The sequence below is a fragment of the Syntrophotalea sp. genome (assembly GCF_050253115.1).
In the GTDB taxonomy this organism is placed as follows: Bacteria; Desulfobacterota; Desulfuromonadia; order Desulfuromonadales; family Syntrophotaleaceae; genus Syntrophotalea; species Syntrophotalea acetylenica.
In genome coordinates, this window is sequence record NZ_JBFWJQ010000016.1 from 1 (window position 1) to 26,641 (window position 26,641).

Below are 26,641 nucleotides of genomic sequence, written 5' to 3' on the forward strand. Positions count from 1 at the left end.
TTTGAATTCCCGTTATTTCAGGCTGACACGCGTCTCGCCCCGGGCGATGACATGAAGCGACAGGCGATCGTCTTGCACCGCTGCCTCGCCAAGGGACAAAGCCCTGACGACACCGGCCAATTCAACATGTTCGGCTACCTGCACACAAGACAAGGCAGAAGAGGCCTTGAGGCGCGCCGTTTCCAACTGTTCCACCACGGTCGCATCGAGTCTGGACTTGATGGCGGAGCGAATAGGACTGCTGAACAGCCAGCTTCCGGCACCTATCAGCCACCCGGCGTTCTGTGTGTCGAAATCGACATCCTCAAAGGTGAGCGTATTTTTTTGCGGGTCGTGCACCGGCCTGGCAAACAGGGTCAGTTTCCCCTCGAACGCCCCCGTGGTGTTAAGGACAACCACAAGCCGCCCGTTTTCCCCCTTCATGTGGAAGTTGTGGATGGTTATCTTCTTGTCCTCGCCAAAGGTCTGGTTCAAAAGCACCGGGTTGAGGGCGGCCACGAGATCGGCAAGAAAAATGTCGGCGGGCAGCCGTATATGGAAGCTCCTGTCAAAATCGGAGCATAGCCGCACTGGTGGCAGCGGCCTGGCAGGTGTTGCAGCCGGTTTGGGACCGACGGTAATCTCGGCACCGGTCACGACCCCAAGAAACAAACGGATACGATTGCTTGCCGCCGAAATCGGGCTCATAACGATTTTTTCCGGCGTCAGCTTCAGCCAGGCGCGGTATTCCTTGCTGACCGGTTTCGGTGAAAACGCACTGCGCCACAGCGGCGTGATCTTGTCACGCAGTCGAATGGCGTCATTGATCTTTGCGTCGATAATGGGTGCAAGGAGTTTCTGCACCGGCTGACTGATGTTCTCCACCATGCTTTTGGGCTTCAGCGACAGCGGCCCGAGTTTAAAGGTGTCCGCCAGATTATCCGACAAGCCGGTGTAGTAAAGCTCGGTTTTCAGGCGCCAATCGGGCAGAACATTCACTTTTAGCTTAAAACACAGCCTTGTTTTCAGCGGATAACTTTCATAGACGGCGTTGCTGAATCGCACCTGAACCGGCATTGCGAGATAGATGAATCCCTCCGAAGCGGTGACCGTTGCCGGTCCGTTTCTATGAACGGTAACCGCTGTGCCCAGTCCGCCGTGTCCCTTGTACAGCATTTCAGGAACCGACTTGTTGATAATGCCGGCCAGGTCGGCCGCCGAAGACTCGATTGTGAGATTGATGGACGATGCCGGCACAGCAGCCCAAACACACAGGGTGTGACACAGCAATAACATAAAAACAATGAAGAACCGGCTGAAAAAAGTCATCCCTGCCCCCTTGCCGTTAGCACTCGGCCGCCATTGCCCATCCAGGAAGGCGAAGGCGCCATCGCTGTACCCGAATATTTCCGGCCGGATAATCCTGCAAAGGGATCGCCGTGTCAAGCAGCAGAATTGCAGAGAACCAAACCGCCACGAGCGGTCTGCCCGTTTGCCTCGCCTTGATCTTTTACACCCCACCCGGTCGTGCGGCGCGGCCTGGCTGATTTGCGCTACGGCTCATGACATTCCGCCCCTGCTCGACTCGTCCATTCTACTTCGGCGGCTGCACCCTGGAGCCGGCCATTTTCAGCAGGGTTGCGGCATCGCGAAATCCGGAAATGGGCCGGCCATCGGGGAGCACCACCGTCGGGGTCGAATTGATGCCAAGCTTACGTGCCAGCGCGATGGTCTGGTCGACAGCGTCGGCGCGGCATAGTGGCGGCGGCACAGGCTGGCCTGCAAAGCTTTGTTCGAGCATTTGCAGAGAACGGTTGCAGACGATACTCCTGGCGATCACGTAGGCTTCGGGATGAATATTGAGCGGCAGCATCTTGATATAAAAGGCGACATCGGGATCGATGGCCACCGCCTTTTTCATTTCGGCATGCAGCTTTTTGCAAAAGCTGCACTGCGGGTCGGTAAACACGATCAGCTTTTTGCTGGCCCCGGGTTTTCCGAGCAACAGAGCATCGGCAACAGGAATGGCGGAAACATCGATGCGGTTGAGCCTGGCGACATGTTCCCGGGTCAGGTTTTCACCATCTTTCAGGCGCAGGATTTCGCCACGCAAAACATAACTTTTGGTGAAATCGATATAGACGGGAAAGCGCTCACCCTTTTTTTCCACTTCGACCACCCACAGGGCCTGTACCTGGGATGGCGCGACCTTCAGAATCCGGTCGGCCTGTTTGCCCAGCAGGTGCTTCGCTTCTTCCCTGCTCAGGGTGTGGCAATCGATGCAGCTCTGTTCGCCGCAGCTGTCCTTGGGAAAGGCCCAGGCCGTGGCGGCGCAAAAGAAAAACATAACGGTCAGCAGCAATTTCATAAAATGTCCCTCCTCCGATTATATCCGGAACCGCCCGGTAAACCCGGCCAATGGTATAACGGAGCCTTGCGCGACACAAGTACCTACCCTCGCTTCATCGAAAAAAATCTGCTTGTCCGTTGCGCGCCACCACACTGATGCCCATGCAATCACCGATTGCCGGAATCAAACCGATAAAACAGACTGCCAGAGGCTCATCCCTGAAGACAATACGGCGGAGGCAGTAAAAGCGCCCTGACTTCGTCCCCCACCTGCAGAGGTCCGTGCCCTGCAGGGATGTCGATGAGGGCGTTGCAGGTGGTCATGGACTTAAGGGCACCCGGGCTTTGGATTCCCGCGGGAACCCCACGATAGGCACCCTTTTCCCAGTTAACCACGGCCCTCAGCAAACGGCGCTGGCTGCTGCTTTTACCAAATGGCTGTGCCATGACGGCGCTGACTTCCGGCAGGCTGCCTGTCGCTTTTCCTGCCATGGACCGGATAATGGGGCGCACCAGCATGAGAAAGGTTATCATGGCTGCCGACGGGTTGCCGGACAGCCCAATCATCAACTTTCCGCCTTTTTGTCCGCAAACTGCCGGTGTGCCCGGCTTCATGCCGACCTTCCAGAACAGGATATCCGCCCCGCTGCGGCCGATGCCTTCCCTGACAAGATCCTTGCTGCCCACGGAAGCCCCGCCGGTGGTAATGACCAGGTCGTTTTGCGAAAGTGCACGACTGATGGCCGAGGCGATTGTCACGACATCATCCGGCACGGTTTCCTGAAGAATCGGTATCCCGCCGGCCTCCCTGACCTGAATGGCAAGCGCGTAAAGATTGCTGTTGTAGATTTTTCCGGGGGCCAGAGGGTTCCCCACTTCCAGCAGTTCATCGCCGATGGAGATAATGCCCACCCTGGGTTTTTTGTATACCACAACCTTTTCCAGGCCCAGGGATACCAGCAGGCCTACCACGGCGGGGGTGATATTCACACCTTTTTCAAGCACCGTTTCCCCATGGGCAACATCCTCGCCTTGCGGTACCACATTTTGCCCGGGGCGAAGCCGGGAGCAAACCGTTATGCTATCGCCATCCCGCCTGACGCTTTCGAATTTGATGACGCAATCACTGCCCTCCGGAAGCGGCGCACCCGTGGTGACGGCCGCGGCTTCCCCCGCACACAGGGGATGGGTCGGTACACAACCCGCAAACACAGTTTGTACAACCGTCAGTTCAACCGGGCTATCCGCATCCGCGCCGGCGGTGTCGACCGCGCGCAGGGCATAACCGTCCAAAGGTGATCGCTGAAAGGGAGGAAGAGGAAAACCGGCCTCTATGTTTTCGGACAAGATCCTCTCAAAAGCATCGACAACGGGTATTTCTTCGCTTCCCACCGTGGAAGCAAACTGTCCCAGAATCTCAAGGGCATTTTCCATCGATATGGACTGCAGCATTTTCTGTATCTCCTGATCCACATGGCATCTGCCAACCGGGCACGCCCGGATGGCACCGGGTAATCGATCCGATTTTTCCTACGACACGGCGTACTTCAACACGAAAATGCCGGACCCGCAAAGGGCCCGGCATTTTCGCTCTCCTCATGGCACCTGAGGCATCAAGCTGTTGCCGCTTTTTCAATCTTGACAGCCGCAACTTTGTATTCGCCGGTTTTGCTCACCGGGTCGAAGGCATTGACAGTCAATTCATTGGTGGGCGATTCGTGATAATGGAAGCTCATCCAGATCATGCCCGACTGCACTTTGTCGGTTACATTGACCTTGGTCTGAATACTGCCACGCCGCGAGGTCACCTGCACGGTGTCTCCCGTAACGATACCGAGGACCCTGGCATCCGCGGGATGAACCATGGCCGCCTCTTCTGGCCGATGGGTATCCAGTGCGGACGAATAGCGGGTCGTCACGTTGTAGTGATAAAGAATACGGCCCGTGGAAAGCAGGTAGGGGTAATCTTCATCCGGCATTTCCGCAGGTGGCGTATGGTCGATAGCCTTGAAAAGGCCCTTGCCACGGGAAAAGCTCTGGGTGTGCAGAATCGGGGTACCCGGATGGTCGAGCGTCGGACAGGGCCATTGCAGTCCGGTAACATCAATCCGCTCGTAGTTGATGCCGCCATAGGACGGTGTCAACGATGCGATCTCGTTGAAAATCTGCGTTGGATGAGTATATTGCATGGGATAGCCCATCCGATTGGAGACTTCGCAAAGAATCTTCCAGTCAGGCTTAGTATCGGCAATAGGCTCGATGGCCTTGCGTACCCGCTGAACCCGACGTTCGGAGTTGGTGAAGGTGCCGTCTTTTTCCGCGAAGGTGGCGCCTGGCAGAATAACATCGGCGTATTTCGCAGTCTGGGACATGAAAATTTCCTGCACAACCACGAAATCCATGGCCTCGAAGGCTTTCTTGATGTGGTTGGCATCCGGATCGGTCATGACCGGATCCTCGCCAAAAACATACATGGCCTTGAGCTTGCCTTCCACGGCAGCGTCCATCATATCCGGGATGGTCAACCCTGCCTTGGGAGACAGTTTCACACCCCAGGCTTTTTCGAACTTGGACTGTACCTCCGGATTCACGACTTTCTGATATCCGGGATAGTCACCAGGCAGCGCACCCATATCGCAGGCACCCTGCACGTTGTTCTGACCGCGCTGGGGATTGACGCCGCAGCCTTCCTTGCCGAGATGACCGGTAAGCATGGCGATATTGGCGGTGCTCATGACGTTGTCCACACCGCAGATATGCTCGGTGATGCCGAGGGTGTAGCAGAGCATGGCCTTGGGCGTGCCCGCATAGAGCCTGGCGGCATCATAAAGAAGGTTTACGGGAACACCGGTAACTTCGGAGGTCTTTTCCGGAGTCCATTTTGCGACGGCGGCCTTGAGGTCTTCAAATCCCTCGGTACGCTCATCGATAAATTTCTTGTCGTGAAGATCTTCCTTGATAATGATATGCATCAGGCCGTTCAGCAACGGGATATCCGTGCCAGGCCGCAGCTGCAGCCAGATATCGGCTTTTTCAGCCAGCTCGATGCGGCGCGGGTCAGCCACGATCAGCTTGGTCCCTTTTAACAGAGAAGACATGATCTTGGCGCCCGCCATGGGATGGGCTTCGGTGGGATTGGAGCCTATAACAAAGAACAGATCGGTATTCAGATAATCGGCGAAAGAGTTGGTCATCGCGCCGCTGCCAAACGAAGTAGCCAGACCGGCTACAGTGGGAGCGTGTCACGTTCGTGCGCAGTGATCGATGTTGTTGGTACCGATCCCCGCGCGCATGAGTTTCTGCATGAGGTAGTTTTCTTCGTTGGTGCAGCGGGCCGAAGAAAGAGCGGCAATGGCGTCACTGCCATATTTGTCCTTGATCCCGCCGAGCTTGCTGGCCACCAGATCGAGGGCCTCGTCCCAGGAGGATTCCACAAACTCCCCGTTCTTTTTGATCAGGGGCTTGGTCAGGCGACGGGGGCTGTGCACGTAGTCGGCTCCAAAACGCCCCTTGACGCAAAGATCCCGCCCGTTAACCGGGCTGAGGGGATTGGAAGTGACCCCGATGACTTTGCCCTGATGGACGTTCAGATCGAAGTTGCAGCCAACCCCGCAGAAGGGACAGGTAGTGCGGACCTTTTCCACTTCCCACTTCCGCGCCTTGCCGAGCATGGCTTTTTCGGTCAACGCCCCGGTGGGACAAACAGCCACGCAACTGCCGCAGGAGACGCAGACCGAATCCGCAAGGGGCTTGTCCATGCCGGTAGAAACCTTGGTCCTGAAGCCGCGGTAAGCGAAGTCAATGACAGCCCGGCCCTGTTTTTCTTCGCAGGCCCGCAGACATTTGCCGCACAGGATACATTTGTTCATGTCCCTGACAATGAACAGGTTGTCGTCTTCGACCTGATAATCTTTCTTCTGACCACCGAAAACGCCGGCTTTCACGCCGTAGAAATAGGCGTAATCCTGCAGTTTGCAATCGCCGGCCTGGTGGCAGGTCAGACAGTCTTCCGGATGATTGTCAAGCATCAGCTCCAGAATGGTTTTCCGGGCCTCGATGACGGCCGGGCTGGCGGTCTGAACCTCCATGCCTTCGTTGGCCTCGGCGCAGCACGAGGCGACCAGAGCGCGGGCGCCCTTGACTTCCACCACACAGATCCGGCATGCGCCGGGGTTGCTCAGTTCATGGTCGTGGCAAAGTGTCGGCACAAAGGCTCCGGCTTGCCACGCGGCTTGCAGGATGGTCGTTCCCTTGGGAACAGTCACCTGTTTGCCATCTATGGTCAATGTGACTGTAGGCATTGATCATTCCTCCTTTTTTTCTTGGATACTGACAGGTTATGCTTTCACGATAGCGTCGAACTTGCACTTGGCCACGCAGGCGCCGCACTTGACGCAGGTCTTCGGATCGATGACGTGGGCCTTTTTCTTCTCGCCGCTGATGGCGCCCACCGGACAGGCCTTGATGCACACACCGCAACCCACACACTTGTCCTCCAGGATGGTGTAGGTCAGCAGCGCCGGGCACACCCCTGCCGGACAACGCTTTTCGTTGATGTGCGCTTCGTACTCGTCGCGGAAATACTTCAGGGTGGTCAGCACCGGGTTCGGTGCCGTCTGACCCAGGGCGCACAGAGCCGAAGTCTTGATGACCCGGGCCAGGCGTTCCAGGTTGTCGATGTCTTCCGGCACGCCGTTGCCTTCGCAAATGCGTTCCAGAATCTCCAGCATGCGCTTGGTGCCTTCCCGGCAGGGGGTGCACTTGCCGCAGGATTCCATCTGGGTGAAATTGAGGAAGTACTTGGCGATGTCCAGCATGCAGCTGGTCTCGTCCATGAACACCAGACCGCCGGAACCCATGATCGCCCCGGCCTGGCCAAGGTTCTCGTAGTCGATGGACAGATCCAGCTTCTCGGTCGGCAGGCAGCCGCCGGAGGGACCGCCGCTTTGCACCGCCTTGAATTTCTTGCCGTCCTTGATGCCGCCGGCAATGTTGTACACCAGATCGCGCAAGGTAATGCCCATGGGCACTTCGCACAACCCGGTGTTGTTGATCTTGCCGGTGATACAGAACACCTTGCTGCCCTTGCTCTTTTCGGTGCCCATGCTGGCAAACCAGTCGCCACCGTTGCGGATGATATTCGGTACGTTGGCGAAGGTTTCCACGTTGTTCAGGCAGGTCGGTTTCTGCCACAGACCCTTGTGGGCCGGGAACGGCGGACGCACCCGCGGCATGCCGCGCTGGCCTTCGATGGAGTTGAGCAGCGCGGTTTCCTCGCCGCACACGAACGCTCCGGCCCCGGCCTTGATGCGCACCTTGAAGTTGAAGCCGCTGCCCATGATGTTTTCACCCATGATGCCCATCTCTTCCGCCACCTTGATGGCCATATTGAGACGGCGGATGGCCAGCGGATACTCGGCACGGCAGTAGATCACGCCTTCATTGGCACCGATGGCGTAAGCGGCGATCATCATCCCTTCCAGCACCGCGTGCGGGTCGCCTTCCAGAACGCTGCGGTCCATGAACGCCCCGGGATCGCCCTCGTCGGCGTTGCAGACGATGAATTTCTTGTCGCCCACGGCGTCATGCACGAACTGCCACTTGGTGCCGGTAGGAAAACCGCCGCCGCCGCGGCCGCGCAGTCCGGATTTCTTGATCTCGTCGATAACCGCCAGGCGCTCCATGCTCAGGGCTTTTTCAATGCCCGCGTAGCCGCCCGTGGCGATATAGTCCTCGATGCGCTCGGGGTTGGTGCGACCCAGCCGCGAAGTGACCGAACGCACCTGCTGCGCGTAATACCCGGACTTTTCCATGACAGGAATATCCGCGTAGGGCTTGGCGCCGCCCAGGATCTGAATCTGGGCCATGTCGAGCATCGGGGTCTCGTCCACCAGGTGGCTCTTCATGAGCTGCACCACATTGTCCGGAGATACTCCGCCGTATACCACGCTGGCCTTGCCAGGCGACATCATCTCCACCACGGGCTCGGCGAAGCACATGCCGATGCAGCTGGTGAAATCGACATCCACGTCCATGCCGGTCTTTTCCACTTCGGCCTTGATGGCGTCCATGACCTTGCCCGCGCCGGCGGCAATACCGCAGGTACCCATGCCGACCACAATCCGGGCACGGTCCTGTTTCGATTTGTACTGCTCCTCGATTCCGGAGCGCATTTCCTGTAATTTGCTCATCTTACGCCATCCCCCCTTACTGATACTGTTTCAGGATTGCTTCCAGGCCGTCCACGGTCAGACGACCGTGAGTGTCGTCGTTGATCATGATGCATGGCGCCAGGCCGCAGGCCCCGATACATGCCACCGATTCCAGGGTAAATCGCAGATCTTCCGTGGTTTCGCCATTGTCGACCCCAAGAATTGCCTTGAGGCGATCGAAAATCTTGGCATTTCCCAGCACGTGACAAGCGGTGCCGAGGCAGACGCGGATGATGTTGCGCCCACGGGGTTTGAGGTGAAACTGGGCGTAAAAGGTCACCACGCCGAAAACCTCGCTGAAGGGAATCTTCAACTCGTTCGAGACCTTTTCGAGAACCTCCTCAGGCAGATACCCGTAGATATCCTGCGCACCCTGGAGCACCGGAATCAACGCACCATCGTAGCCACGATAGTGGTCCAGCAATTCCATCAATTTCAAATCTTGCGGCGAATCAACACGTTCGCCGGCACAATTGCAAACCGCCATGTTCTTCTCCTCTCCTGTTAGTTTGTGTCCACCCGGAAAATCCAGGTGAACGCCGGGCATGAAAACCTTTTTCCATGTTGGCCGTCTCGCAGCGCCTGTTATCCCAGATCCTCATCCATTCCAAAGGGCAACCGCATGTCGCAAGGGGAAATATCCTGATCTTCCACGGCAAGTCGCAACACATTGGCTATTTAATGAAAGTGCGCGTACAAAAAAAACCCGCACCAATACAGGAAGTTTTTCCGGTATCAATGCGGGTTTCGTTGAGTCCGCCAGAGGCAGAGGTCGAAATGAGCGCTTAATTATATCGTGTATATCGGGTCAGTATTTATTCTGTCTACGCAGGCAAATCTCAAATGATTAGTAGTTCATCCGACAACGGGGCAAACGGGCAAACCCTCTGTCCATCCGCTTATTGCCTGAAAGTTTGCAGCTGTAAGCCTGTACGGACAACCAGTTTCAAACAGTTGCCCGAGCGGACGCCTGGCCTTGAAGTTCCGAGGTTGGGCATAACCGCCCGAACCACACCCGAAACGCCCAGGCGGCAACGTGATGGCGCACATCGGTAGGCTTCATCACGCGCAGGATTGCAAAATGGACATCCTCCGGTTGTCCGAAGGGCGAGGGCCATGGATGGCCCGAGTCACAAGCAAGCCTGCGGATTGACGCCGTCACATCGGAAAAGGGCCGATTCCGGATGAAAACCAGCTAAAAAAACCCGCACGTGCACCATGTAACATTACGGTGCAGATGCGGGTTTCGTAAAGTCTGCCAAAAGCAGAGATCGAAATAAGCGCACTCTATGATAGGAAGTTTTTCCGGATATCGAGACCAGGCTAAAAACGCGTTGCCACGGCAATGGTCTGCCTTGCCGGCGGGGGAAAGCCATCGACCGGTACTTACCCGCCGCTTGATCCGAACTTACGCATCGCTATTTACCATACTACATAGGGACATGCAAGAAGATTCTATAAACCGATAGCAAGGAAATGCCGCCGCCAGCGTTGTGCTGCATTTCTCCACGGAATTCCCATGCAGCAAAAAGCGCTGGAATGGCAATGTTCCATCAGCCCCGAAGCCCATATTTTTGCGCCAGCAGGTCGGCAACACCCACGGCGTCCTCCAGATCGAAAACGGGCACGCCGATGTCCCAGTCGGCATCGCTTACCACGGCAAGCAATTCTTCCGGCGAACTCAACAACTCCGAGGAGTGGGCCTTGCGATGGACTTCTATTTTAGGGTTGATGGAGCGTTTATAGCCTTCGACGAGGATGATATCCACGCCGGCAATCATGGCCGTTATCTCGTCAAGACGCATCTCCTGTTCCACGTGCCGGATCAGGGCAAAAGTTGACGGCGAGGATATGGCCACCAGCTCAGCGCCGGCCTGCGCATGCCGCCAGGTATCCTTGCCGGGTTTGTCGATGTCGAAGCCGTGCACATCATGCTTGATGGTTGCGACATGCACGTTACGTTGCTTCAGTTGCCTGATCAGTTTCTCGAGAAAAGTGGTTTTGCCGGTGCCTGATGTGCCGACCAGAACCACCACAGGTATTGAGGACATAAAAGCATCTCCCGTATTCCGGGTTATCCGTGAACGGCCCGGGCTGAATTTCGCACACCATACCACAATCAAAAAATCCGGCAACCCTGTAACCCGTTTTGCCTGCGACCACGATGGTTTCAAAAAACAATGTCCCGCGATCTGGCGGATATTTCAGAAAAAGCAGCCATGGATAACGCCAGGGCCTCGGCCAGACACCCCATACCCACTTGACACTGAAGGAGGGAAATATACAATGGGGCGACAAAAACGCCGGGGTCAACAAAACGCGATCTTGACCACGCCGCGGTTGCCGCGGTTTTTTCAGGAAAGGCTATCCTCTTGCTCAGAAACATCCCGAAAGTCGACAAGGTCCTGGAATGGTCCGACGTCCAGGTTCTTTTGGACCGATATCCCCGTCCGGTGGTAATCAGCGCCGTGCGGGAAGTCCTCGGTCTGCTTCGCGGCGAACTGCTTGGCGGCGCAGGCGCGGAAAGCCTCGAAGACAATGCGATCGCCGCGCGGATTGCCGGTACCCTGGAAACAATGAACATGCCCGGTTTGCGGCGCGTGATCAACGGCACCGGAGTGGTTCTGCACACAAACCTGGGTCGGGCTCCGCTGGCCGAATCGCTGCGGGATATGATGCTGGATGCGGCCTTCGGCTACAATACGCTTGAGTTCGACCTGGAAACAGGAGGACGCGGTCGCCGCGCAACCCATGTGGAGAAGTTGCTCTGCCAGCTGACCGGTGCCGAGACGGCGGTGGTGGTCAACAACAACGCGGCTGCGGTACTGCTGGCACTTTCCTCCCTCGCCCGTAACAGGGAGGTGGTGGTCTCCCGCGGGGAACTGGTGGAAATCGGCGGGTCGTTCCGTATCCCCGAGGTTATGGAACAAAGCGGTGCGATCCTGCGGGAGGTCGGCGCCACCAACCGCACCCATCCCCGGGACTATCGTGCCGCCCTGACCGCGGAAACCGCCCTGCTTCTTAAAGTGCACACCAGCAATTTCGCCGTGGTCGGCTTTACCAGCGAGGTTTCCACCGAGGAGATGGTCGCCATCGGTCGCGATGCCGGCGTACCGGTCATGGTAGACGCAGGGAGCGGCACCCTGCTGGATCTCTCTATCTGCGGACTCCGCGGTGAGAAGACCATCAGGGAATACCTCGATGCCGGTGCGGATGTGGTCAGTTTCAGCGGCGACAAACTTCTCGGCGGCCCCCAGGCCGGCATCATCGTGGGCAAGCGCAGTTTTCTGGACCCCATGAAAAAACACCCGCTGCTGCGGGCCCTGCGTCTTGACAAGGTCACCCTCGCAACGCTGGAAGGGACGCTGCGCCTGTACCGGGACGAACGCGAAGCCCTGCAGCGCATACCGATCCTGCGCATGTTGACGGTCCCGGCCGAAGAGCTTGCCAAGCGGGCCACAAAAGCCGTACGTCGCATGCGACGCGCACTGCCGGTCGCCGTAACCGTCACCGCCCGCAAGGGGTTTTCCCAGGTTGGGGGCGGCTCCTTCCCCCTGCTGGAAATCCCCACAACCCTGCTTTGCGTCGCCGTCGAAGGCCTGTCCGCCCAGCAACTGGAAAGGCGGCTGCGAACCAGGGCCCTGCCGATTATCGGCAGAATATCGCAGGGCGCCTTCCTGCTGGACCTGCGTACCCTGGCCGACACGGAGATTGCGGACATCATCAGCGCCTTGCAATCCATCACCGTCTCAGCTTGAGTTTTCGCGCAAACCTGTCGCCTATCGCTTTCTCAGCACCCTCTTGTCGCCAACCCGGATGGTGATCTTTTCCTGGTCGAAATACTCCAGAAGAGGGATCATGTATTTGCGGGACAAGCCGGTCAGTTCCCTGAACTGCGGAGGGGTTATGCCGTCATTTTCCCGCAGGAAGCCAACCAGCTTGTCCTGCAGCTGCCGAAGGGTTTCGGGATCGTAGAAAAGATCGGCCTTGACCTTTGCCACCCGTCCCTCGCGGACCAGCAGATTCAGATAATCCAGGACGCTTTTCTCACTGCCGCTCACTGTCTCGCACAATTCCTTGATGGTGGGCGGTTCGGTCCCGCCGGCTGCCAGAGCGGCTTCCAGCCTGGACAGAAGCTCGCCCCGGTCGGCAACGGCAAAAGCCTTATGGCCCGGCTTTTTTACCAGATCCCGGTCAACCTGTGCGGTGCCGTCCTTCTCCAAGGCATGCAGGACCAGCGGGAAGAAGCGGATATCGCTGCGTTTCGGAATGCACGCCTTCAACTCTTCTTTTCCGATCCCCTCCTTGTGGGGATTGTCCTTCACGTAGTCTTCCAACCCTGCAAGCAGCAGGCACTTGAGACGTTCAAATGCTTCTTTTGCCAGGAAAATCCGAGGCTTTCGCAGTGCCTGAACAATTTCACCCTGGGAAAGCAGTGCCGCGAGGGCGGCCTCGGCTCGTGGCGCCGGAAGGCCGCTGCGAATGACAAGATCCTCCAAACTCAGGCCGGACAGCAGGCTCTCCCGAACCAGAAGCAGGAGTTTGTCCGCATCCGCCCCTTCACTGAGCGCATCGAGAAGTTCGAGGGCCTGCGCGGAACGACGCCTGCGCCGCGGCGGCGCAGGATCGATCACCACACCGCCGCCAACGGTAATCTGCGGTGAATAGCTGCGCACAATGAACAGATCCCCGGGCAGAAGCAGAACCGGGTTTCTGAGGCGCAGCTGCACAAAGGCGGAGTCCCCTGGTGCCAGGGTATCCCGATCCAGCAGAATGATCTGCGCCGGTACTTCGTAAGTGGCCGAATGCAGGCGCAGCGTTGCGCGATGCTTCAGATCCCGTGGGGCCGAAGACAGATAATCGATGCGGGCGTCCACGGTACGGGTCGCGCGAAACACCCCACGCGGCACAACCACGTCGCCCCGGGACATATCGCCATAATCGGCACCCTGCAGATTGACCGCCAGCCGCTGTCCCGCCGAACCGCGTTCCGATTTTTTGCCGTGGGTCTGCACGCTGCGCACCCGCGAGGTCAGGCCGGAAGGCAGAATTTCCACCTCATCGCCAGTGGCGATTTCCCCGGAAAGCAGGGTGCCGGTAACGACGGTGCCAAATCCCGCAACGGTAAAAACTCGGTCAACCGGCAGCCTGAAAGGGCCGTCGGTGGGCTTTTCCTCTATTTCGGCGGCAAGCTGCCCCAGGGTGGCCTTGAGCTCATCCAGGCCGGCGCCGGTTTTTGACGAAACCGGGATGATCGGTGCCTGTTCCAGGAAACTTCCCGCCAGATAATCGCGCACCTCTTCCATCACCAGATGCAGCCATTCCTCATCCACCATGTCGCACTTGGCAAGGGCCACCAGACCTTGCCTGACCCCGAGCAACTGGCAGATCTCCAGGTGTTCGCGAGTCTGGGGCATAACGCCTTCATCGGCGGCAATCACCAGCATGACCAGGTCCATGCCGCCAACACCAGCCACCATGGCCCGCACAAATCGCTCATGGCCAGGAACGTCCACAATCCCGAACTGCACGCCGTCCGGCAATTCCAGATGCGCGAAACCGAGTTCGATGGTGATGCCCCTTGCCTTCTCTTCCTTGAGACGGTCCGTATCGATGCCCGTCAGGGCCTTGACCAGCGATGTTTTGCCATGGTCTATATGCCCGGCGGTACCAAGAATAAGGTGTTTCATACAATGCCCTTACCAACTGCTGTGAGACACGATAGTGGAACGGAAAGAAAACCGGATGCGCTGTATTTCAGAAAAACCGGGTGGGGAGCGGGGAATTTGGCGGAAGCGCATGGGAATCGAACCCACCTGGGAAGTTTCTCACCCCCCACACCGGTTTTGAAGACCGGGCGGCCCACCAGCGACCGACGCGCTTCCATGATCTGCAATAACGGATCTGCATGGCACGAGTCCGGGGTTCTATAACACTGCCAGCAGCCAGAACCCGGCCCTGAGCGCTCTCCCGTATCGTTTCCAATGCGCAGCAGATACTACCCGATCATTTGAATTTATGCAACCTCTTATGCCCGTTTTAGAAAGTGTCGCCGCGCCGGACAGATCGGCCACCGCGCACTATTCCAGGCCAAAACGTTGCAAAATGCTGTCGACAAAGGCTTCGGCGGCGGGAGAAAGCGATCGCCCCCTCCGGGTCACGAGATAAAAATGCCGGGAAATGACCATTCCCCGGACCGCGACAAGAAACAGTTCTCCGCGCTCGCATTCCTTTCTGACCGACAGTTCGGACACAAAGGAGATGCCGGCACCATTCAGAATGGCCTGTTTGACCGCTTCGTTGCTGCCCAGACACAAGGAAACGTTCAGTTGATCGGGATCGAGGTTCGCCCTGACCAGTGCGTCGCGAAAGGAACTGCCGGTTCCCGAACCCGATTCGCGAAGAATCAGGGGCTCATCCAGAAGCTCTTCCACGGCAATGTCCTTTTTGCCGTACCAGCGATGACCCGCCGGCACCACCAGGGATATCCTGTCGGGAGCAAGGGGCGTAAAAACCAGATCCTTCTCAGCGAAGGTGGTGCCGACCAGCGCGAACTCCACTTCTTCACACTTGAGCCGCTCAAGGGTCTCCCTGCTGTCACCCTGATAAAGGGTTATGACAACGCCGGGATAGTTCTCCCGAAAGGAAAATATGCAGTCCGGGATCATGTAGCATGCAGGAATATTGCTGCCACCGATTTTCAGGGCCACCTCGGCAAGCCCCCGAAAACGATTGAGAGCCAGTGCCACGTCCCGGCCTTCCTGAAGGATGCGCCGGGCGTGCTCCAGCAGCAGTTTTCCGGCCTCGGTGGGAAACGCCCCCTTTCCGGTCCGGTCAAGCAATTTCAAATCGAACTCTTTTTCAAGCGATGAGATGTGCTGACTGACGGTTGACTGGGTGAGAAAAGCAGATTCCGCGGCTCGGGAAAAACTGCCGCTGTCCGCAACGGCAATGAATACTTCAAGCTGTTTCAGGTTCATGAACATCCTCAAAAAAGGTATCGAGCAGGTAGCTAGAACCATGCGGCTCGAGCTTTCATTGATTTTTTCACTATATAGCATGATTTTTTTGAATAGAAAAGTTTTTGCGAAGATGCCAGGTCTCAAAGTCTCCGGACGTATGTCAACCAGACGTCAATCCTTCGAAAAATCCATTCTCGCCTCGCTGCCGGTAGCGTACCTGTGCTAGAATGCGCGCCTGTTCGCGGGCAGAAACCGTGGTCGGGGCAGACTGCCAGCCGGCACAGACGCCAGCCCTTCCCAGCAGCAAACGTGGCTTCCGGAACGCCCCAAAAATCCGCGTTGCACATACCGATCAAAAGGTCGGAACATGATTGGAAAGACAGGTTTTAATGGATATGATCACGCTTTTCGGCCTGGCGATTGCCCTGGCCATGGACGCGTTTGCCGTGGCTCTCGGCTGCGGCCTGGTACTGGAACGGCTGACCGCCAGACATCTGTTCCGCCTCGGTTGGCACTTCGGCCTTTTTCAGGCCATGATGCCGGTTGTCGGCTGGCTGGCCGGCCTCACCGTGCAACGCTGGATCGAGAGCTACGACCACTGGGTAGCCTTCGCCCTACTGGCGTTTGTAGGCGGGAAAATGATTCGGGAGGCGTTTCAGGACGGGGAAACCCGTGCATCGCGGGATGACCCGACACGGGGCATGTCGCTTATCATGCTGTCGGTCGCGACCAGTATCGATGCCCTGGCGGTGGGCTTGTCACTGGCCATCGTCGGCATTTCGGTATGGTTTCCTGCGCTGGTCATCGGCATGGTTGCCCTGGTGATGACAGTGATCGGCATGCTGCTTGGCCGCCGGGCCGGCGCCCGCTGGGGCCGGCCCGTGGAGATTGCCGGCGGCGTCATCCTCATCGGCATCGGCCTGAAAATCCTTTGGGAGCATACGTTGGGGATCTGACAAACTCCCCGGCCCGGCCGCAAAGACCAGGGAAAAGGTACCCTGGCAGCACCTCTGAACAAGGATCTGTCGGCGCAATCAAGGTTTGGCGCAGGGAAATCCGTGTCGATCGAAGCGCCAGTCGACAAAGCCGAACATATAGTTGTGATCGAGGCTGCGCAAGTGCCACTGATTGCGATGATTGAAGCCGATCAGCTTGTGCATGGATGCAAAATCAAGCATCCAGCCGCCGTCGCCCCAAACCAGAAAATAAGGTGCCGCGCCCGTCTCGGCCAACGGAAACCGGATCACGGCCCGGCCGTCATGCTGAAAAACCTTGCCCTGACCGATATGAGACTCCAGCTTGCGCCGCTCATTGTCCTGCTGGGCGTCGGTCACCAGCCATTGGCGGAAAAAGTCCTGGGTTTCAGGAGAATAAAGGCCGAGTCCGGGGTCCTTGATGTGCCCGCGAAGCACTTCCAGATAGGCTTCCAGAGCCTGCTCCGGCGAAGACTGGGCGCCAAAAGCCGAAGCGTCCTCGAGCAGCGGCTTGTCCACCACGCCGATGCCGATGTCAACGGCGCTGCGCGCCCCGCCGCCCCCCGAAAGGTGGGCCAAACCGCCCGCTGCGGCCGACGGATCGTAACCAGCCTCGTCAATGGCGCCAAGGGCCTTGCCGACCACCAGTTCGGCGGTTGCCTCGATCCCGGCGCCGAGGCGCCCCGCTTCAAAGAAGGGCGCCATCTGGCGCTGCTCGATATAACCGATGAAGGCGTCGGGAAAGATCCCCTCCAGATCGTAGCCGATCTCCATGCGCACCTGCCGGCCAACCGGATCGACCAGCAGCAAAACCCCGCGGGTCCCCCTGGTGCGTTTCCCGATGCCATGCTGTTCGACAAGCTGTGCCGACAGCGAGTCCAGATCGCCGCAGGCGTCATCCAGCACCACGACCTGCAGTTCGATGTCGAGTTCCTGCAGCAGTTTTTTCTGAAAAGTCCGCAACCGCAGCTCTTCATCGGCGCTCATCAAGCCGGCGCGGTCGTCGATGTATCGATCCCCGCAGGCAGCCAACAGCAGCGCCAGACCCAGCATCACACAAAACAAAAAGCCCCTCATGCCCCACCCCTTGTTTTGAACCCCGACAAACTCCTAACGCCGCGTAATCCGCCAGCAATTGTGAATTCTCGGATTGCGGGCGAAATCCCTTGGGATGGTAGCGGCGGTAATGTCTTCGATTTCCAGTTCCGGCAGCGACGCGAAATCCATGCGGAATTTACGGAAGTTGTTGGAAAAGATCAGCACTCCATCGGGGCTCAGCAGATTGGCGGCGAGGCGGATAAGGGACACGTGATCGCGCTGGATATCGAGAGTCGTTTCCATCGACTTGGAGGTGGAGAAAGTCGGCGGATCGAGGAAAATCAGATCGTAGTGTTCCTTCTCCCGCTCCAGGTATTGCAACACATCGGCGACGATGAAACGGTGCTGCGGGCCGGCCAGTTGATTGAGCCGCAGATTAGCCTGGGCCCACTCGAGGTAGGTACGGGACATATCAACGGTAACGCTTGTGGCCGCACCGCCTTTGACGGCGTGCACGGTGGCGGTGCCGGTATAGGCGAACAGGTTGAGGAAGCGCTTGCCCTCGGCCATGGCCTGCAGCATGAAACGCGTCGGACGGTGATCGAGAAACAGGCCGGTATCGAGATAGTCGGTCAGATTGACCAGAAACCAGCAGTTGCCTTCCCGCACTTCGAAACGCTCGCCGGTCCGGTCGAACCTCTGATATTGGCTGGAGCCTTTCTGTTTGCGGCGTACCTTGAGGGAAATGGCTTCAGGTTGGACTTCCAGTACCTCCGGCAACACCCGCATCGCCTCGCGCAAGCGTCGCTCTGCCTGGCGGCTATCGATGGAAGGCGGCGCCTGGTATTCCTGCACATGCACGCGGTCTTCATACACATCGACGGCGACGGCGTATTCGGGCATGTCGGCATCATAGAGCCGGAAACAGGTGACATCCTCCTTTTGCAGCCAGCGCTTGAGCTGCTTGTAGTTCTTGCGCAGACGATTGGCGAACATCCGGGCCCCTTCGCTGAGCGGGGCCTGCGGTGCATCGGCACCAAAGAAGCGTTCTTCGGCAATGTCAAAATTGAGCAATCGGCATTCCAGGGCACCATTGTAAAGCGTGTAGAGCTTCTGGGCACGAACGCCGATATGTTTGGCCAGATCGGGATTGCCAGTAAGGATGGAGGCCTGCCAGCCGCCGAAATATTCGCGCAGTTTTTGCCCCAGCAATTCATAAAGGGAACGCAATTCTTTGACCTCGCCGAGACGCTCGCCGTAGGGAGGATTGGAGACCAGCAGGCCTGGGCAGTCCGAGGTCCCGGGAACGGCCTGAAAATCACTCAGTTCGCAACGTTCAAAGTGCAGATGTTGCCGCAGTCCGGCCTTGTCGGCATTCTCCAGCGAGGCGCGAATCGCCTGTCGCTCCCGATCGTAGCCAACCATGACCGGCAAGCGTTGCAAGCCTGCTTCGCGGCGCTGCCGAGCCTCGTCCAGCAGCCCTTCCCAGAGACCGGCGCGATGCTGCAGCCAGCCGGAAAATCCCCAATAGGGACGGGTCAGGCCGGGCGCGCAATCGCCAGCCATCAGCGCGGCCTCGATCACCAGCGTGCCGGACCCACACAAAGGATCGACCAGGGCGCCGCCCCGGGCCGCCAACTGCGGCCATCCGGCCCGCAGCAGAACCGCGGCGGCGAGGTTCTCCTTGAGCGGCGCCAGCACCCCTTCGGCCCGGTAGCCGCGCCGGTGCAGGCTGTCGCCGGACAGGTCGAGGCTCAGAGTCGCCTGATCGCGGTCGATGTGCAGATTGATGCGGATAGCAGGACGTTCGAGATCCACCGAGGGTCGCTGATCGAAGCGATCGCGGAAACGGTCCACCACCGCATCCTTGACACGCAAGGCGGCAAACCGTGAATGGTGGATCTGCGAACGCCGTACCGACGCATCGACGGCCAGCGTACCGCCGGGGCGCAGATGTTCTTCCCAGGGAATTTCCCTGGTAGCGGCGTACAACGCATCGGCATCGGCAGCCGGGAATTCGGCCAGAGGCATCAGTACACGACTGGCCAGCCGCGACCACAGGCAAACACGGTAGGCCGTCTCCAACGTTCCCTGAAAAGAGACGCCGGCCCGGGTTTCCGAGACGTCGAGGGCACCTAACACCCGCAGTTCATCAGCCAGCAGGGATTCGATGCCCTTGGGCGCCGTGACAAAAAATCGTAGCGATAATTCCATTCATTCAACTTTCGAGGCCGCGGCGCCGCCAGGCGCTGAAACACCAGACCAGGCCGGTAACAAGACATACGCAGGGCAGAATATCGCCGAAACGGTTATAAAAGGTCGGTCTGCTGCCAAGTCCGGCAATGCCCTGCAGGGCCGCCGTCTCGAACAGATCGGTCCTTGCCGTGATGCGTCCCGAGGGCGCAATCAGGGCCGAGATCCCGGTATTGGCGGCGCGTGCCAGCCAGACGCGGTTTTCCACGGCGCGGAAGCGGGCCATGGCCAGATGCTGGTATGGAGCCGAGGAACGCCCGAACCAGGCGTCGTTGGTGATATTCACCAGCAGATCGCTGCCGCGGCGCACATATTCACGGGCCAGTTCCGGAAAAATCCCCTCGAAGCAGACCAACACCCCGATCTTGTGCCCGTTCATCGGCAGGGGGCTGATAGTCCCCGGGGAAAACTCGCCAATCCCGACCACCAGTTTATCGATAAAGGGCAGAAAGGTTTTCAGTGGCACGTACTCTCCGAAGGGCACCAGGTGCACCTTGTCGCTACGTCCCAGTTCCTCACCATCGGGCGCCAGCAGAAACGCGCTGTTGAGATAATGTCGGCGTCGATTGATATCCTCATAGGCCGGACTGCCGAACAGCAGCCAGGCGTTGCGGTCGGCAGCGACCTGCCGCACCTGCTCCGAAAGTGCACCGGATTCCTGAAAAAAAAACGGCACGGCGCTTTCGGGCCAGACCACCAACTGCGCCGGCTGCTCCGGTTGCAGGGACAGGCGACGGTAGACATCGATGGTCGCCCGTTGGTAAGCCGGATCCCACTTCCGCGACTGATCGATGTTGCCCTGGACCAGAACCGTCCTCAGAACCGCTTCGCGACGATCGGGATCATTGGCCAGCCGGTAGCGGCCGTAAGCCAGGTTGCCCGCCATCAGCAGCAGGGTGACGGCCAGCGCAAGGCGCGGAAACGAAGTCTCCGGGCGTCGCAGGAACCATGATACCACTCCCGCCAGGGTAGCATTGGCAAGAACCAGCAGGAAACTCAGGCCATAGGGCCCGAAAACATCGGCGCACTGAATAACAGCCAACCGACTCTGCTGGGAGTAACCGAGGCTGGCCCAGGGAAAGCCGGTGAGGAAGAAGGAGCGCACGAACTCGACGGCCACCCAGATGACCGGCAGGCTCAGGGGCATGGCAACGCCCAGGCGTGTCTGCAGACGCCGGGAGCCCCAGATGGCAACGCCGAAAAAGGTCGCCAAATAGGCGCACAACAACAGGTAAGCGACCCCGGAGAGCAGCGGCGGCAGCTGGCCGTAGCGGACCATGACAATATTCAGCCAGTACAGAACCAGTCCGAAAAACCCCAGGCCGGCGGCAAACCCTGTAGCGAAGGGCCGTTCCCGGCACACCAGCAGCAAAGGCACCAGCCCGAACCAGGCAAAAGCTGCCAGGTCCGGGCGGGGAAACGACAGGGCCAGCAATAGTCCGGAAAAAAAGGCCCACAAAAGGGCCGTATCGGGGAGACGCGGTTTCATGGCGCGGAAGGCGTTTCGGCGCCGCTGTCACGGCGCACACGCACAGCATGAATTTTACGCTCGTCACATTGTTCGACGGTCATCACCAGTCCCTGAGAAACGATTTCCTCGCCCCGGTGGGGCACCCTTCCCAACAGATGAAACAACCACCCGCCGACGGTATCGAACCGCTCGCGAGAGATGGTGATGCCGAAATAATCCTCGAATTCATCGATATTGAGGCGGCAATCAACCAGCAAACTGTCGTCCTCCTGCGGCAACAGCCAGTCCTCCTCCAGATCGTATTCGTCCTGGATGTCGCCGACAATTTCTTCGATCAGATCCTCGATGGTGATCAGCCCGGAAGTCCCCCCGTACTCATCGATGGCAATGGCCATATGTACCCGGCGGGTACGGAATTCCTTGAACAGCTCCTCGATCTTTTTGGTTTCGGGCACGAAGTAAGGCTCGCGCATGATGCCGGCCAGATCGATATCGGCCGATGCCTTGCCCCAGAATTTGAGAAGATCCTTGGCATAGATCAGCCCCACGATGTGATCGGTCGTGCCCTGGTAAACAGGAATGCGGGAGTGCCCGGAGTCGATGATGGCATCCAGAACCTCGCGGACTGAAGCATCGATGCTGCAGCAGCGCATATCGGTGCGGGGAACCATGATCTCGCGTACGATGGTTTCCCCGAATTCGAATATGGAATGCAGCATCTCGCCTTCTTCTTCATTGATGATGCCTTCTTCTTCCGAGGCATCGATCACTGCCTGCAATTCCTGTTCGGTACGGATCCGCCGGCGGCCCGGCAGCAACACATCCTTGAGGCGGTGCCAGAAAGCCGGCCTGTTTCCAGAACTGTCGTCGTCCAAATGTCTCCTCCGGATAAATGGAAAACTCGATGTTTCGGGGCCTTTCAGCCAAAACAAAGGTGCAGAACCCAGGTCACCCCGGCACCGAGCATGGCGCCGGCCAGAACCTCCTGTACGCTGTGGATCCCCATGTAAATGCGACTATGGGCGATCATAACGGCCAGAGACAGGGTCAGGAGCATCACCACCGAGCCGACCGGGGCCAGTGCTACCGTGGTCGCCACGGAGAAAGCGAAGGCTGCATGGCCGCTGGGCATGCCGCCCTCAAGCGGCGTGCCGCGCCCGGCCCAGGCCTTGAGCAGAACCACCAGCAGAATCACCGTCGCCAGACTGAAAACCGCCAGCTCCCCTGGTGCTACCCCGCCCAGATGGCTTGCCGGCTGGTCGCCGGGGGGGGGCAAAGACGTACCCTGACAGGATCAGATACCCCACGATGGCGGCGCCCACGCTGACCAGCAGCACCGCCCCCGCTGCAACATCCTTGACCCGGCGGGCCAGAGGATGGAAATCCGGCGAGGCCAGATCGACCAGGGTTTCGCAGGCGGTATTGACCAGTTCGGCAAAAAGCACCAGCACAATGGCAAACACCAGCAGGATGAATTCAAGCGCGGTCACCCTGAAAATCAACCCGGCCAGAACCACCCCGACAGCTACCAGGCAATGACAGCGCATATGCTGCTGGGTGCGGACCGCCCACAGAAATCCCTCGATGGCACAGTTGAAGCTGAAATGCACGCCCTTGGCGGGTTTCATGCCGGACACTCAGCCATTGAGAAATTCTTCCCGGATCCCGGCGAACAGCTGCGCTTCACGCTCTTCCATAAGCTGCGCCTGCTCCTGGGTACCACGCTCGTGATCGTAGCCAAGCAGGTGCAAAATGCCATGAAGCAGCAGAAAGTACAACTCGCTCTCGAAAGACAACTCCGCTTCGCGCGCATCCCGTGCCGCGGTGTCGGCGGAAATGATCACGTCACCGAGCAGTTCGGGGTGCAGTCCCGAGCCCTCCCCTTCCTGCATGGCGAAGGAGATGACGTTGGTCGACTTGTCACGCTGCAGATAATCCCGATTGATTTCGCGGATCTCGATGTCGTCGACGATCACCACCGACAACTCGGCATCAGGACATCCCGAGTCGTTTAAGATCCTCTGAGCTACCTTTTGCAGCGTTTCCAGCGCTATCTTTTGATTCTTTTGGCGGTTCTCGATGTGAATCATCCCCATTTTTCTTCTTGACCGTTTCCTTCTCCCGTTCTTTGTGAACGGGCTCGGGGTAATCGATCCTGTGGTGGAAGATGCCAGCCAGGATGCGGTTGAAACTCTTGGCGATGTTGTGCAGGTCCTTGAGGGTCAGTTCGCATTCGTCGAGTTGACCGTCGATAAAAATATTGTTGATGATCTTCTGCACCATGCCCTGAATACGCGCCGGGGTCGGATCAGTGAGGGTGCGGCTGGCCGCCTCGATGGCGTCGGCCAGCATTATCAGCGCCGCCTCGCGGGTCTGGGGCTTGGGCCCCGGGTAACGGTAATCGCGTTCGTTGACCTGCTGAACCCCCGGATCCTCGAGATTTTTGGCCTTGTCATAAAAGAACTTGATCAGGGCGGTGCCGTGGTGCTGGCGAATGATATCGATCAGGGTCTGTCCAAGCTTGTTTTCGCGGGCCATGTCGGCTCCTTCCTTGACATGAGACATAAGAATCAGGGCGCTCATGGAAGGGCTGAGTTTATTGTGCCGGTTCTCCTGTGTACCGATGTTCTCCACGAAATACAGGGGCTTGCGGATCTTTCCGATATCGTGATAGTACGCCGCCACGCGGGCCATCAACGGATTGGCGCCAATGGTTTCGGCAGCGGCCTCGGCCAGGTTGCCGACGATGATGGAGTGGTGATAGGTGCCGGGAGCCTGGATCATCAACTCGCGCAACAGCGGCGTATTCATGTTGGCCAGTTCCAGCAACTTGATATTGGTGGTGTATTTGAACAGCGCCTCGACCAGCGGTACCAGTCCGGTGACCAGCAGCGCGCAGATGAAACCGCCGGCAAAACCGAAACCGGCCTTGTAGAACATCTGGGTATCGAAGCCGCGCCCGGCGATCAACTGGGTGGCCAGCACCGTGCTCACATTGACCAGGGACAGCTGCCATCCGGCCTGATAGAGGGTAGTGCGCTGAATGCAGTGCCGCACCCAATGCCCACCGGTGAAACTGCCGACCAGGGCAAACAGGGCCATATGCAGATTGTCGCCGAACAGCAGGCCGACGACCATGGAAAAGACCAGTCCGAAAAGCAGCGCCACCTCCGAATTGAGTACGATGCGAACCAGCATGGCGCCGACCGCAAAGGGAAAGGCGTAATAATAACTGGAAGACTCGATATAGGGGAATGAACCTTCCAGGGCGCTGCAGATAAATATGGACAGCTTGACCAGGATGAACAGTCCGGCGAAAGTCACCGCCATGAATGTCAGGTCGCGGTTGTCCACGCGGTATTTGCTGATATTGCGCCGTCCGTACCGGTGCGCGACGGAAAGCAGCAACAACATCATCAAAAACAGCCCGGCCGCCATGCGCAGGGACAGATGATCGCTGCCCAACTCGCGAAAGGCCTTGAGTTTGGCCAGCTGCTCGCCCGTAACCCGCTCGCCTTCGCGAACGATCATCTCGCCTTTCTTGACCTGCATGAGAACCGGTTTGACGGCATCCCTGCCGGCCTGTCTGCGGCTTTCGGTTTCACTCTGGTTATAGGTCAGATTCGGCCGCAACAGCTTGCCGACCTGGGCCATGAGCGCGGCCCGGTCTCCATTGTTCAACGGCTGGATGTCCCGGAGCTGCTCTCCCACAATATCGATGGCATCGCCAATGCCGATCACCTGGTCAAGACCCCGGGCAATCTGTTCCTGCCGGGTAACCAGGTTGCGCATCACAATGCCGTGCTCGCCCCCGGTCTGAAACAGCTTGAGATTTCCCACGATCTGGTTCTGCATGACATCCCGCAGTGACTGCACCAGAAGAGAAGCCTGTTCCGGACGCGAGGCTACCCGGCGGAACACCGCCAGCTCCGCATCGGACAAACCGATGCCGAGCAGCGCTTCGAGCTCCTTTCGCCGCACTGTTTCCGGTGCGGGCGCTTTGTCGAGGATCATGAAGGACTGCTTCAGACGCTCCGTGATATCGTGTCCCGCGCGCGGATCGTAATCGTAAAGCGGCAGCACCGCATCGGCGGCTTCACGCTGTTTCTTTTCCGTCAGCACCTCGTCGGGCACCAGCAGGTCGCGAGGAGCCTTGACGTTGCGCTGGGCGATGTCGCCGGGCTGATAGAATCCGGGAATGAAATTGCCCTTGGGGATGACGATAAAGGCAATCAGAAGACTCACCAGCAACAGCAGCAGGTTGCGTTGGGTGTTCTGATCCAGCGAAAATCTCAAACTCATGAAAACGGAAGCAGGCCTGCCTCTGCGGGCAGGGGTTTCCTGCTTGCGATCAGTCTTGCCGGTCATGGCAATCCGTGTCTCCTTTGCCTGTGGCCGCCCCATCGCCCCTTTTACGGTCATAGGCCTTGACAATGGCCTGGACGATGGGATGCCGCACGACATCGCGATCGGAAAAATAGTTGAAATGGATACCATCGATGTCCTGCAGGACATCGACCGCTTCCAGCAATCCCGAGCGGCGCCCGGTCGGCAGGTCGATCTGGGTGACGTCGCCCGTGATGACCGCACGACTACCGAACCCCAGCCGTGTCAGAAACATTTTCATCTGCTCGGCGGTGGTATTCTGCGCCTCGTCGAGAATCACGAAAGCATCGTTGAGGGTGCGCCCGCGCATGAAGGCCAGCGGCGCCACCTCGATAATCCCCTTGTCAATCAGCATCTGGCCGCGATCGTAATCGAGCATATCGAAAAGAGCATCGTAAAGGGGCCGCAGATAGGGATTGACCTTCTCGGCAATGTCGCCGGGCAGAAAGCCGAGCTTTTCTCCCGCTTCCACCGCCGGTCGCACCAGAACGATCCGCGCTACTTCCTTTTTCAGCAGGAAGGAAACCGCCATGGCCATGGCCAGATAGGTCTTGCCGGTCCCCGCGGGGCCGATGCCGAACACCACCTCGTTGCCACGGATGGCGTCGATATAGCCCTTCTGGGCGAGACTTTTGGGCGAGATGATTTTCTTGCGCGCGGAAATGCAGACGGTGTCGAGAAAAATATCCTTCAGACGGACCGTGCCATCGGCGCTGAGAATGCGTATGGCATAATCGATATCGGGTGGGTACAGAGGGTAATCCGCTTTCAGTACCTCATACAACTGCTCGAGCAGCCGCTGGGTCAGCGCGGTCTGATGATCGTCCCCGAAAATCTGCAGTTCGCCGCCCCTGGAGGTAATGCGTACCCCGAGGATTCGCTCGATCTGCCTGAGGTTGCTGTTGGCTTGACCGAAAAGGAGGTTCGCGAGCCGCTGATCATCAGCCGCGAACCTCCCCTGGGAATTCCGTGTATTCAAAAAATATCCTTTTATTTTTAAGAATTTGATACTCTTCC

General features: G+C 58.3%; 20 protein-coding genes and 1 tRNA gene. 2 read left to right on the plus strand and 19 right to left on the minus strand.

Features of this window, described 5'->3' with window-relative positions; genetic code table 11:
- Window positions 1–12: 12 nt before the first annotated feature.
- From AB7E65_RS03115 to mobB, 7 genes are all read right to left on the minus strand, one after another.
- On the minus strand, window positions 13–1,308 hold the full coding sequence (locus AB7E65_RS03115; RefSeq protein ID WP_320362039.1) for a DUF4403 family protein: 1,296 nt from the start codon (window positions 1,306–1,308) through the stop codon (window positions 13–15).
- Between the two features lie 265 nt (window positions 1,309–1,573).
- Entirely contained in the window at window positions 1,574–2,347 is a 774-nt protein-coding gene (locus tag AB7E65_RS03120; RefSeq protein ID WP_072285461.1) for a DsbC family protein, read from the minus strand.
- A 194-nt stretch (window positions 2,348–2,541) separates the two neighbouring features.
- Window positions 2,542–3,780 carry a molybdopterin molybdotransferase MoeA gene (locus tag AB7E65_RS03125; protein WP_428745252.1) on the minus strand — a complete coding sequence of 413 codons (1,239 nt, stop codon included), beginning with the start codon at window positions 3,778–3,780 and terminating at the stop codon, window positions 2,542–2,544.
- Window positions 3,781–3,941: 161 nt separating this feature from the next.
- A complete protein-coding gene (gene fdhF / locus AB7E65_RS03130) occupies window positions 3,942–6,629 on the minus strand; it encodes a formate dehydrogenase subunit alpha (protein WP_428745253.1) in 2,688 nt (895 codons plus the stop codon).
- Between the two features lie 36 nt (window positions 6,630–6,665).
- On the minus strand, window positions 6,666–8,519 hold the full coding sequence (nuoF, locus tag AB7E65_RS03135; RefSeq protein ID WP_428745254.1) for an NADH-quinone oxidoreductase subunit NuoF: 1,854 nt from the start codon (window positions 8,517–8,519) through the stop codon (window positions 6,666–6,668).
- Between the two features lie 16 nt (window positions 8,520–8,535).
- On the minus strand, window positions 8,536–9,027 hold the full coding sequence (nuoE, locus tag AB7E65_RS03140) for an NADH-quinone oxidoreductase subunit NuoE (protein ID WP_428745255.1): 492 nt from the start codon (window positions 9,025–9,027) through the stop codon (window positions 8,536–8,538).
- Between the two features lie 1,066 nt (window positions 9,028–10,093).
- Complete coding sequence (mobB, locus tag AB7E65_RS03145; protein ID WP_072285465.1) at window positions 10,094–10,591, minus strand: molybdopterin-guanine dinucleotide biosynthesis protein B; 498 nt, start codon at window positions 10,589–10,591, stop codon at window positions 10,094–10,096.
- A 315-nt stretch (window positions 10,592–10,906) separates the two neighbouring features.
- Between mobB and selA the strand changes: the two genes are divergently transcribed.
- The gene (gene selA, locus AB7E65_RS03150; protein ID WP_072285466.1) at window positions 10,907–12,298 is read left to right on the plus strand and encodes an L-seryl-tRNA(Sec) selenium transferase; all 1,392 of its coding nucleotides are present in this window, start codon (window positions 10,907–10,909) and stop codon (window positions 12,296–12,298) included.
- A 21-nt stretch (window positions 12,299–12,319) separates the two neighbouring features.
- Here selA and selB read toward each other — a convergent pair whose 3' ends face one another.
- The 3 genes from selB to AB7E65_RS03165 form a co-directional block, all read right to left on the minus strand.
- Window positions 12,320–14,230, minus strand: coding sequence for a selenocysteine-specific translation elongation factor (gene selB / locus AB7E65_RS03155; RefSeq protein WP_072285467.1), 1,911 nt, complete (start codon window positions 14,228–14,230; stop codon window positions 12,320–12,322).
- A 97-nt stretch (window positions 14,231–14,327) separates the two neighbouring features.
- Window positions 14,328–14,425 (minus strand) — tRNA-Sec (locus AB7E65_RS03160).
- Window positions 14,426–14,620: 195 nt separating this feature from the next.
- Complete coding sequence (locus AB7E65_RS03165) at window positions 14,621–15,520, minus strand: selenium metabolism-associated LysR family transcriptional regulator (protein WP_072285468.1); 900 nt, start codon at window positions 15,518–15,520, stop codon at window positions 14,621–14,623.
- 371 nt (window positions 15,521–15,891) lie between these two features.
- On the opposite strand from AB7E65_RS03165, the gene AB7E65_RS03170 reads away from it, so the two are divergent.
- Window positions 15,892–16,458, plus strand: coding sequence for a manganese efflux pump MntP family protein (locus tag AB7E65_RS03170; RefSeq protein WP_072285469.1), 567 nt, complete (start codon window positions 15,892–15,894; stop codon window positions 16,456–16,458).
- A gap of 78 nt (window positions 16,459–16,536) precedes the next feature.
- Here AB7E65_RS03170 and AB7E65_RS03175 read toward each other — a convergent pair whose 3' ends face one another.
- From AB7E65_RS03175 to AB7E65_RS03215, 9 genes are read right to left on the minus strand one after another with little or no spacing between them, the layout of a single operon-like run.
- The gene (locus tag AB7E65_RS03175) at window positions 16,537–17,553 is read right to left on the minus strand and encodes a TPM domain-containing protein (RefSeq protein WP_072285470.1); all 1,017 of its coding nucleotides are present in this window, start codon (window positions 17,551–17,553) and stop codon (window positions 16,537–16,539) included.
- 33 nt (window positions 17,554–17,586) lie between these two features.
- Complete coding sequence (gene rlmKL / locus AB7E65_RS03180; RefSeq protein ID WP_072285471.1) at window positions 17,587–19,728, minus strand: bifunctional 23S rRNA (guanine(2069)-N(7))-methyltransferase RlmK/23S rRNA (guanine(2445)-N(2))-methyltransferase RlmL; 2,142 nt, start codon at window positions 19,726–19,728, stop codon at window positions 17,587–17,589.
- 4 nt (window positions 19,729–19,732) lie between these two features.
- The gene (lnt, locus tag AB7E65_RS03185; protein WP_072285472.1) at window positions 19,733–21,256 is read right to left on the minus strand and encodes an apolipoprotein N-acyltransferase; all 1,524 of its coding nucleotides are present in this window, start codon (window positions 21,254–21,256) and stop codon (window positions 19,733–19,735) included.
- Entirely contained in the window at window positions 21,253–22,113 is an 861-nt protein-coding gene (locus AB7E65_RS03190) for a hemolysin family protein (protein WP_083558406.1), read from the minus strand. Before AB7E65_RS03190 ends, lnt begins: the two co-directional genes overlap by 4 nt.
- Window positions 22,114–22,157: 44 nt before the next feature.
- Window positions 22,158–22,421 carry a phosphatase PAP2 family protein gene (locus AB7E65_RS03195; RefSeq protein WP_428745256.1) on the minus strand — a complete coding sequence of 88 codons (264 nt, stop codon included), beginning with the start codon at window positions 22,419–22,421 and terminating at the stop codon, window positions 22,158–22,160.
- Window positions 22,378–22,866, minus strand: a complete 489-nt coding sequence (locus AB7E65_RS03200; RefSeq protein ID WP_428745257.1) for a diacylglycerol kinase family protein — start codon at window positions 22,864–22,866, stop codon at window positions 22,378–22,380. Before AB7E65_RS03200 ends, AB7E65_RS03195 begins: the two co-directional genes overlap by 44 nt.
- 9 nt (window positions 22,867–22,875) lie before the next feature.
- Complete coding sequence (gene ybeY, locus AB7E65_RS03205) at window positions 22,876–23,334, minus strand: rRNA maturation RNase YbeY (RefSeq protein ID WP_072285474.1); 459 nt, start codon at window positions 23,332–23,334, stop codon at window positions 22,876–22,878.
- Window positions 23,231–25,606, minus strand: a complete 2,376-nt coding sequence (locus tag AB7E65_RS03210; RefSeq protein WP_428745258.1) for an HD family phosphohydrolase — start codon at window positions 25,604–25,606, stop codon at window positions 23,231–23,233. The genes ybeY and AB7E65_RS03210 overlap by 104 nt, the downstream gene beginning before the upstream one ends.
- Window positions 25,590–26,603: a PhoH family protein gene (locus tag AB7E65_RS03215; protein ID WP_428745259.1), complete on the minus strand. Its 1,014-nt coding sequence runs from the start codon at window positions 26,601–26,603 to the stop codon at window positions 25,590–25,592. The genes AB7E65_RS03210 and AB7E65_RS03215 overlap by 17 nt, the downstream gene beginning before the upstream one ends.
- Between the last annotated feature and the right edge of the window lie 38 nt (window positions 26,604–26,641).

What these genes read in the sequence shown, in the direction of transcription:
- AB7E65_RS03115 (WP_320362039.1), bottom strand. Translation starts at nt 1,308, where the DNA reads ATGACTTTTTTCAGCCGGTTCTTCATTGTTTTTATGTTATTGCTGTGT.
- AB7E65_RS03120 (WP_072285461.1), bottom strand. Translation starts at nt 2,347, where the DNA reads ATGAAATTGCTGCTGACCGTTATGTTTTTCTTTTGCGCCGCCACGGCC.
- AB7E65_RS03125 (WP_428745252.1), bottom strand. Translation starts at nt 3,780, where the DNA reads ATGCTGCAGTCCATATCGATGGAAAATGCCCTTGAGATTCTGGGACAG.
- nuoF (WP_428745254.1), bottom strand. Translation starts at nt 8,519, where the DNA reads ATGAGCAAATTACAGGAAATGCGCTCCGGAATCGAGGAGCAGTACAAA.
- nuoE (WP_428745255.1), bottom strand. Translation starts at nt 9,027, where the DNA reads ATGGCGGTTTGCAATTGTGCCGGCGAACGTGTTGATTCGCCGCAAGAT.
- mobB (WP_072285465.1), bottom strand. Translation starts at nt 10,591, where the DNA reads ATGTCCTCAATACCTGTGGTGGTTCTGGTCGGCACATCAGGCACCGGC.
- selB (WP_072285467.1), bottom strand. Translation starts at nt 14,230, where the DNA reads ATGAAACACCTTATTCTTGGTACCGCCGGGCATATAGACCATGGCAAA.
- AB7E65_RS03165 (WP_072285468.1), bottom strand. Translation starts at nt 15,520, where the DNA reads ATGAACCTGAAACAGCTTGAAGTATTCATTGCCGTTGCGGACAGCGGC.
- AB7E65_RS03170 (WP_072285469.1), top strand. Translation starts at nt 15,892, where the DNA reads ATGGATATGATCACGCTTTTCGGCCTGGCGATTGCCCTGGCCATGGAC.
- AB7E65_RS03175 (WP_072285470.1), bottom strand. Translation starts at nt 17,553, where the DNA reads ATGAGGGGCTTTTTGTTTTGTGTGATGCTGGGTCTGGCGCTGCTGTTG.
- rlmKL (WP_072285471.1), bottom strand. Translation starts at nt 19,728, where the DNA reads ATGGAATTATCGCTACGATTTTTTGTCACGGCGCCCAAGGGCATCGAA.
- lnt (WP_072285472.1), bottom strand. Translation starts at nt 21,256, where the DNA reads ATGAAACCGCGTCTCCCCGATACGGCCCTTTTGTGGGCCTTTTTTTCC.
- AB7E65_RS03200 (WP_428745257.1), bottom strand. Translation starts at nt 22,866, where the DNA reads ATGAAACCCGCCAAGGGCGTGCATTTCAGCTTCAACTGTGCCATCGAG.
- ybeY (WP_072285474.1), bottom strand. Translation starts at nt 23,334, where the DNA reads ATGGGGATGATTCACATCGAGAACCGCCAAAAGAATCAAAAGATAGCG.
- AB7E65_RS03210 (WP_428745258.1), bottom strand. Translation starts at nt 25,606, where the DNA reads ATGACCGGCAAGACTGATCGCAAGCAGGAAACCCCTGCCCGCAGAGGC.